The sequence below is a fragment of the Campylobacter sp. RM9334 genome, from assembly GCF_020138145.1.
Lineage (GTDB): Bacteria > Campylobacterota > Campylobacteria > Campylobacterales > Campylobacteraceae > Campylobacter_E.
Genome location: NZ_JACGAX010000037.1, coordinates 1 through 7,901 on the forward strand (window position 1 = coordinate 1; position 7,901 = coordinate 7,901).

The 7,901-nt window shown below is 26.6% G+C and carries 8 protein-coding genes; 1 reads left to right on the top strand and 7 read right to left on the bottom strand.

The features are described 5' to 3' along the window. Positions 1-850 (top strand): hypothetical protein (locus tag AVBRAN9334_RS09930; RefSeq protein ID WP_336607723.1); only part of this gene is annotated, 850 nt, incomplete at its 5' end. A 771-nt stretch (positions 851-1,621) separates the two neighbouring features. On the opposite strand, the gene ppa is transcribed toward AVBRAN9334_RS09930, so the two are convergent. From ppa to AVBRAN9334_RS09965, 7 genes are all read right to left on the bottom strand, one after another. Next, a complete protein-coding gene (ppa, locus tag AVBRAN9334_RS09935; RefSeq protein WP_214118956.1) occupies positions 1,622-2,137 on the bottom strand; it encodes an inorganic diphosphatase in 516 nt (171 codons plus the stop codon). A gap of 15 nt (positions 2,138-2,152) precedes the next feature. Beyond that, on the bottom strand, positions 2,153-2,719 hold the full coding sequence (locus AVBRAN9334_RS09940; protein ID WP_336607724.1) for an adenylate kinase: 567 nt from the start codon (positions 2,717-2,719) through the stop codon (positions 2,153-2,155). 19 nt (positions 2,720-2,738) lie between these two features. Then, on the bottom strand, positions 2,739-4,352 hold the full coding sequence (locus AVBRAN9334_RS09945; protein ID WP_336607725.1) for a polysaccharide biosynthesis/export family protein: 1,614 nt from the start codon (positions 4,350-4,352) through the stop codon (positions 2,739-2,741). Further along, positions 4,352-5,440 (bottom strand): capsule biosynthesis protein, encoded by a 1,089-nt coding sequence (locus tag AVBRAN9334_RS09950; RefSeq protein WP_214118964.1) that lies wholly within the window; start codon positions 5,438-5,440, stop codon positions 4,352-4,354. Before AVBRAN9334_RS09950 ends, AVBRAN9334_RS09945 begins: the two co-directional genes overlap by 1 nt. Beyond that, entirely contained in the window at positions 5,440-6,102 is a 663-nt protein-coding gene (locus tag AVBRAN9334_RS09955; protein WP_214120545.1) for an ABC transporter ATP-binding protein, read from the bottom strand. Before AVBRAN9334_RS09955 ends, AVBRAN9334_RS09950 begins: the two co-directional genes overlap by 1 nt. Next, entirely contained in the window at positions 6,099-6,860 is a 762-nt protein-coding gene (gene kpsM, locus AVBRAN9334_RS09960) for a capsule polysaccharide transporter KpsM (RefSeq protein WP_336607726.1), read from the bottom strand. The genes AVBRAN9334_RS09955 and kpsM overlap by 4 nt, the downstream gene beginning before the upstream one ends. Further along, positions 6,861-7,901 (bottom strand): capsular biosynthesis protein (locus AVBRAN9334_RS09965; RefSeq protein WP_336607727.1); only part of this gene is annotated, 1,041 nt, incomplete at its 5' end.

The window sequence follows — 7,901 nt, forward strand, 5'->3', positions numbered from 1 at the left end:
AATTATGAAAGAATTCCAAGCTGCACCAGATGGAACATTCAAATATACTCCTGATTTAACAAACAGAGTAGATGGTAGTGGTTGGGAAGTTGGAACATATAAAGTATATTTATCAAGCTTAAAAACAGGTCTTGTTAAAGAATTTACATTCACAATTGACCTAAATACAGCTAAAGATGAAGTAGCTAATGATAACAATGCTAATGTAGATGTGGTTGTTCCAAGTGAAGTTGTTGTAAGTAATAATCATATTACAATCAATGAAGGTATTTACTATCAAGCAAATAGCAATAGTGCTATTGAAAAAATTAATGGTTATGTAACTGATAGCGTAAGCCCAGTTATTACAGGAACTGCAAAACCAGGTTCAGAATTAATAGTAAATCTAGTTAATGATGCTACAGGTAAGGTTGAAAGCTGGACAAATATTACAATTTGGGATAGCGGTAAATTTGAAATCGGCTTAACAGGTGAAAAAGGCAACTCATATCATTATGAAGTATTTGATTGTGTAGCGTGCAAACCAGTTGGCGAACCAGCAATTAGTCATACTTTTGAAATTAACGCTGGTAACTTTATTAACCTTAACCCAAGTGCAATTTTAGGAGATGATGCTGGAATTAGTATTCCAACTATTAAAGAAGAAAAAGTTGAAGCTAAAGACGAAACTAAAGTAAATGTTGGAGATATTTTAGATACTCAAAAAGATATCTTTAATGAAACTATAGCTCAACCAGTACAAGTTCAAGAAGGTTATATTAATCTAAAACTAGGTTCAGTTGCATTTGATGCGGCTTCTAAAGACTTAACACATTTAGATGAATTTAATAATATAAACCACCACTCTTAATATATAACTTGAGCTAGTAACAACTAGCTCAAGCTTTTATCTTTTTATAATCTTCAAAATTATTAGAATTTTTAATTTAATTATTATTTTTTTAAGCATTCAAGCTAAATATTTTATATTTTTATTGGTTGTTATAAGTATATTTATAGTAGGTGTATGTTATACATAGCAAAATTTTTAAAATATTTGATTGTAAAAATCACTTAAAGCTTTGTATAATAGAGTTTTAAAGCTTGAAAATTAATATATAAAACCATGCCACTTATAACATATATATTTTTTATGAAACTTTACAAAATATATAATATAAATCCTATAAATGAGTATTTTTATGATTTTGAATATGCTTTAAGGTTTTAGCTAGTGTTAAAATAAAGTTAAAAAAAATATACTTTATAAAATTCCTTGCAATTCTAATACAACGCAGTTTTAAGTTAATTTCTAAAATAAATCAAATTCTAAAAATATCTTTAATTATAACTTAAAATATAGTTAAATTCTATGATTTTTAATGAGTATTAATATTAAAATGAATAATTTTATAAAGAAATTAATAAGATACAAAATGATTTAAAATATACGCATTTGTAAATAATACTAGCAACAAAATCAGTATTCACTTACAAAATTAAGCATAATAATATTTTTGCTTATGTGTTATTAATGAGATTTCGTATATTTTAAATTAGATTATTATGATTTATAATTTTTATAAGAAATAAGAACATTTGATAAAATTAATCTAAAAGCAGTCTTTAAAGACTGCTAACATTATTTATAGTTTTTGATTGATTCTTCAAGTATTTTTGTAGCTTCAGCTATGCCTTTAAAATCTTGAACTTTTACCCATTTACCTTTTTCTAATGCTTTGTATGTTTCAAAAAAGTTTTTGATTTTTGCAAGTTTGTGTGGTGCTAGGTCTTCTAAAGATTTGATATTATCATAGCTTGGATCAATTTTGCTAACAGGAACTGCAAGTAATTTTTCATCCATACCGCTTTCATCTTCCATAATTAAAACACCAATTAAACGGCAAGGAATAACAGCACCTGCTTGAACTGGGTATTCATTTAATACAAGCACATCAACAGGATCACCATCAGCTGCAAGTGTATTTGGCACGAAACCATAATTTGCTGGGTAAAACATAGCCGAATACATAACTCTATCAACCATGATTGCCCCACTATCTTTATCTAGCTCATATTTAATATTTGAGCCATAAGGAATTTCTATAACTGCATTTAATTTCTCTGCATTTCCACTTTTAATTTTTGTAATATCCATTTTTTTTCTCCTTGATTAGATTTTTTTCTTAATTTCTTCACTCATATTTGCAACAATTTCTTCAATTGTGCGTTCGCCGTTGATTTGTATATGTAGATTTTTTGCTTTATAAAAATCTAAAATATCAGCTAAAGGCTCGGTATATACTTTCATACGATTATTAAATACTTCTTCATTATCATCAGCACCCCTAGCACGACCTAAAACTCTATCTTTTGCTACTTGTTCGCTTACAAATACTTCAATAACAGCACTAAGATTTACTTCGTTTGATTTAGCTAATTCGCTATCAAGTGCGTGCATTTGTTCAACGCTTCTTGGGTAACCATCTATTAATATAACATCACTTGGAGCTTTTTTAAGTGCGCTCATAATTGTATTTACAACTATTTGTAAAGGCACTAGATTTCCTTTTGAGATAAGCTCGTTTATTTGTTTTCCTAATTCGCTTCCACTTGCAACTTCAGCTCTTAATAAATCGCCTGTTGAATAGTGTGTGTAGTTTTCGTTTTTAGCAATTATGCTAGCATCAGTAGTTTTACCACTACCAGGTGCTCCTATAATTAAAAATAATTTTTTCATAGTGTTTCCTTTCATAAAATTAAATATCTAAAATTACTTTAGTTGCTACTGCAATTTGGTATAAAATCTGAGTTATTACACCGGTTACTTGAAGGTTATAAGTTTCAATTTTAGGTAATACTAATACTGAATCTCCTTCATAGACTTTAGCATTTTTATCACTGCTAAAAGTTCCTAAGCTTATTTTATCTGCTTTTCCATTAGCATGTATTAATAAAATTCTTTTTTTATCAGCTCTAGTATTTAAATCCCCAGCCATTTTAATATAATCTTTTATTTTTAATTTATCTTGATGAATAAATGCACCAGGAAGAGCAACTTCTCCTTGAATTACAACTAAATTATTTTTGCTAGGTATATTAATAATATCATCATTTTCAAGAACAATTGAAGAATATAATTTTTCATCATCAATTACGATTTGTCCTTTAGGCTCAATTGCTCTAGCTCTTTCAATAAACTTTAAAATATTAGTTCCCCAATTATCTCTAATTTTTGCTTCTTCTGAAGTAGCTGAAGTTGTGGTTAGCGCTAAGGTTTCTAACTCTTTTAGTTGGGCTTCAATTAATTTTTTTTGAAGAGCTGCTACGCTTTTTCTATACACTTGCACTGCTTGTTTATTAGATAAATCATTCATATTTAATAAACTAAGAGCTTCTTGCAATGTAGTTCCTTTATCTAAAACTAATGAATGTAAGCTATTATGTTCGCCTTCAATTTTTATGTTTATTTTATCTGCTGTGTAATCTGGTCTAAATTCTACTTCATCGGCATTATTAATATATACATTTTCAAATTCACTTTTTTTATAAGCATTTATACGGAGTTTGTTATTTTCATCATAACTTTTTATGATTGCATTTGTTGCAGTTGGTTTTGCATTAGATAAAATAGCTAAATCATTTAATGTTTTTAAATTCTCTCCTAATTCAAATCTATAAGGCTTTAATACATCACCACTAGCACTTGCATAGCCATTGATTTGTTTTACTAAAATTACATCGCCATTCTTAAACATAGAATAATCTAATTTGCCATTTAATAAAAAATCATACAAGTCTATTTGTTTAATTAGTTGGTTGTTTCTTAGAATTTGAATATTTCTAAAGCTTCCATATTCAAGATTTATTCCACCTGCTTTATCAATGTATTGAATTAAAGAATCCGAGCTAAGCCCTTCATAAAGCCCTGGTTTATTTACATTTCCCGTAACAAATACTGAAATATTTTGGTAAGTATCCATATCTGCGTATGAATATACATTTGATTTATAGGTATTTCTTACTTTATTTTGAATAATATTTACTAAATCTTTATTGCTAACTCCTAACAAATGAATAACTCCAACTTGTGGAATAAATATATTTCCTTGAGAATCAACGCTTGATTTTTGTTGTAATTCTACTGCACCCCAAAGCTTAATATTTATTATATCTCCTATTGCGATTTTATAATCTGGATTATAAATATGTTTGCTAAATTGCTTAAAATTACCTGAGAATAGGTGTGCTCCAAATGTTTTATTATTTACTTGTTGTGATATTTCTTCTTGAGTATTATTTACTGCTATATTTGCTACATCAACTGCAAATGCTAATATTGAAAATACTAATATATAAAATATTTTTTTCATTAATATCTATGCTCCTCTATTATTGAATATGTAAATTTAATAATTCCAAAAACTAATGTTAATATAAAAAATACTGAGAATACATCATAAATTACATTTGGATATATTGCAATTTCTGATAAAACCGGCGAAGAAATTATAATAACTTGTTTTAACTTTTTATTAGCTTCCAGTCTTGATTTTTCATAAGATGCTAGGGCTAATTTATAAGCATCTTCAGCGAATTTTAATTTAAAACTAAGATTGCTAAAATCAATTGCTAAATAATTTAATTTGTCATTTTTATCTTTTGAAGTTAATTTATTAGCTTCTTTTTTTAATTGAGATTTTAGTGCGTCTAATTCTGATTTTAATGCTTTTACTTGCGGAGTATTTGAGTTTAAGTAACTATTTAACGTGGCAAGTTCTACTTCTTTTGCTATTATTTTTTCTTCTATTTGTGTTTTTATAGCTGATTGGGTTTTTGCTTGACTTACAGGGTCTAGCATGGAATTTGTATTTTGAAATTTATTTATTTCATCTTGGGCTTTACTTAGTTCTAAACTAGCTTTTTCTAATTCTTCTTTTGCAAAACTCATTTGTTCTCTTGCGATTTTATGTGATATTTCGTTTATGAAATTTTCACTTTCCTTAAGTATCGTATCGGCTATTTTTTTAGAATCTTCTGGAGAAAATGCGTTAATTTTAATACTTAAAAGTCCGGTAATATCATCATAAACTACCTTTATTCTACTTTGATAATATTTTAAAAAATCTTCTTTTACATCAAGATTTTTCAAAAATAATTCATAATCAATTTTTCCTTCATACATAGCTTTGATATTTATATCTTTTTGCAAAATTGCTAGCATATCGTATGAGTTTATATATTCTTTAAGATACATTAAATCTTCTTTAGATGAACTTGTAAGTCCTATTATTGGTATTAGGCTAGATGTATCAGTAGTAGTGCTTGTAGATTTTACTCCAATTATTGCTGTGCTTTCATATCTTGAACTTGCTATAAAAGCAAAATAAATCAGTGAAATTAAGCTTAAAACTATAATAATTTTAAAGCTTGTTATAAATTTTATAATCTTTTTTTTCATTAGCAACTTTCTTTATATTTATTAATTCCTTCATCTACATCATCGTAGATTGTGGCTATTCCATTGTCTAAAAAAACTATTTTATCACACCAAGTTTTTATTTCGTTAATATCGTGTGAAACCATAATTACCTTTGATTTTGATAATTTTTCTTCATATACTTTTCTGCTTTTCTGCTTGAATGATTTATCGCCAACTGCTCCTGCTTCATCTATTAGATAATAATCAAAATCAAAAGCCATACTAAGACCAAATGAAATTCTACTTCTCATACCTGATGAATAGCTTCTAATAGGTTCATCAAAATAATCTCCAAGTTCAGCAAATTCTTTTACATATTCTATTTTTTCTTTTAAAGCTTCTCCACTATATCCGTAGATTCTAGCTATGAATTTGATATTATCTCTAGCACTTAAGCTTCCTTGAAATCCACCTGCAAATCCAACAGGCCAAGAAATACTCTTATCAATTATTACCTTACCACGATTAGGAATATCAAGTCCGCCTAAAATTCTTAGCATTGTAGATTTTCCTGCACCATTTTTTCCCATTAGACCGATTGAGCAATTATCAGGAAAAGTAAAATTTAAATCCTTAAAAATATAATGCTTTTTTTTGTTGTTTAATACAAAGTATTTTGTGATATTTTCAAGTCTAATCATGCAGTGCCAAGCTCCACTCTTTTTTTATAATATAAGCCAAGACTAAAAAATAATAAAATTAAAGTGCAAATTAAAGGGTATTCAATATTAATTTGAGTTACTATAGGATAAGTTTCAAAATAATTTTCTTTAAAAAGTTCAATTATATGCAAGATTGGGTTATAAGCTAGAATGGTAATTATTTGATTAGGTAAAACCCATAAAGGGAATATTATTGCTGAGCTAAAATACATAATTGTCAAAAGGTAGTTAACAATATTTTTTATAATATCTTTTCCGTTAAATATTACAGCAAATAGTAATCCTAACGAAAATGCTATTATTACCATCCATAGAAAAATTAGTAACGAGTAAATTAAATTATATGGAAGAACATTGTAATTAATTAAATACCCATTTATGCAAACTAGTATATTAAAAGCTATAAAATATATAATACCTTCAAGAAAAGCTCTAGCTAAAAATACATGAATAGGGCGAACTGGTTTATAAGTAAATAAACTTTTATTAGCTTCAATTCCATTCATTATAAAATTAACAATATTTCTAAACATAAAAAATGGAATCATTCCAGATATCAAAAATAAGCTAAAAGGAACTTGTGGTAAAATAGTATTTCTAATTAATGTAAAAATTATTAACATAAATATAATATGCATCATAGGTTCAAGTATAACCCATACATAACCTAAAGTTGGGTTTTTGCCAAATCTAGTTTTAAGCTCTCTTAAAATAAGCGCGTTTATTATATGCCACATTTAATTTCCTATTTCAAATTCTTTGAAATTTAAGTAAAAATTTGCATTATATTGATTGTTTTTTAATAAATATCCTTGGAATTTCAAGTATAAATTATAATTGCTTACAAAATTATGAGCATTTTGCCAAAAGCTATCAAGGTCATTTTTATAGACTAAACCATCTATATTATAAATTGCATTACCCAATACTATAGTAGGGCAATTATGATAAAGTGCTTGCATTCCCACCGTGCTATTTATACAAATACAGCCTTTAGCATTTTTTAAAAGATTTGGGATATTTCCACGATGAATATAAAACACCTTATCACTTATACCAAGTCTTTTGGTAAGTTCATTTATAATATTTGAATAATCAGTATATGCAATATCTAATGGGTGGTGTTTAAATATCAAAACATTATTATTCGCTCTATTTTTAGCAAATGATTTTATGGTTTTAACTATGAATTTTTTCATACCTTTGTCTTTAAAATGCTTTTTTATTTGACTATCGTTATGCACTTGAAGAACTGCTAAAAAGTATTTTTTGGAATATTTTTTAGCTAAATTATCTACATTTTTTTCTAAAATTGAATATTTAGCTTTTCTATAAAAATGTCTAAACCATCTAAAAAGCTCCATTATATTTAGTGGTCTATGATAGTTTTTGTTATTATAAAATACTTGAAATATAATGCTAAATGTATAATACATTAAGGCATAAAAAGCCATTATTTTAAAACTTGACTTAAATAGTTTTGAGTTTTCTTTATAAGTATTTAGTTTTTTATAATCATTTTTATTTTTACTCATAAGTGAGTTTGCATTAACGCCAGTCATTTCGCAAGTAATATAATTTGGCCTTAAATATCCTTCTTCAAATACATATATTTTTATATTTAGTTTTTTAGCTAAATTAATTGCTATTTCATGAATTGGTCTAGTATCGCCGAATAATATAATGCAAGTGATTTTATTGAGTTTATAAAAATTATCTAAGTATGATTTAAGATTGTTTAAGCTTCCTTTGTAATTATATTTTGATGGATAAAATAT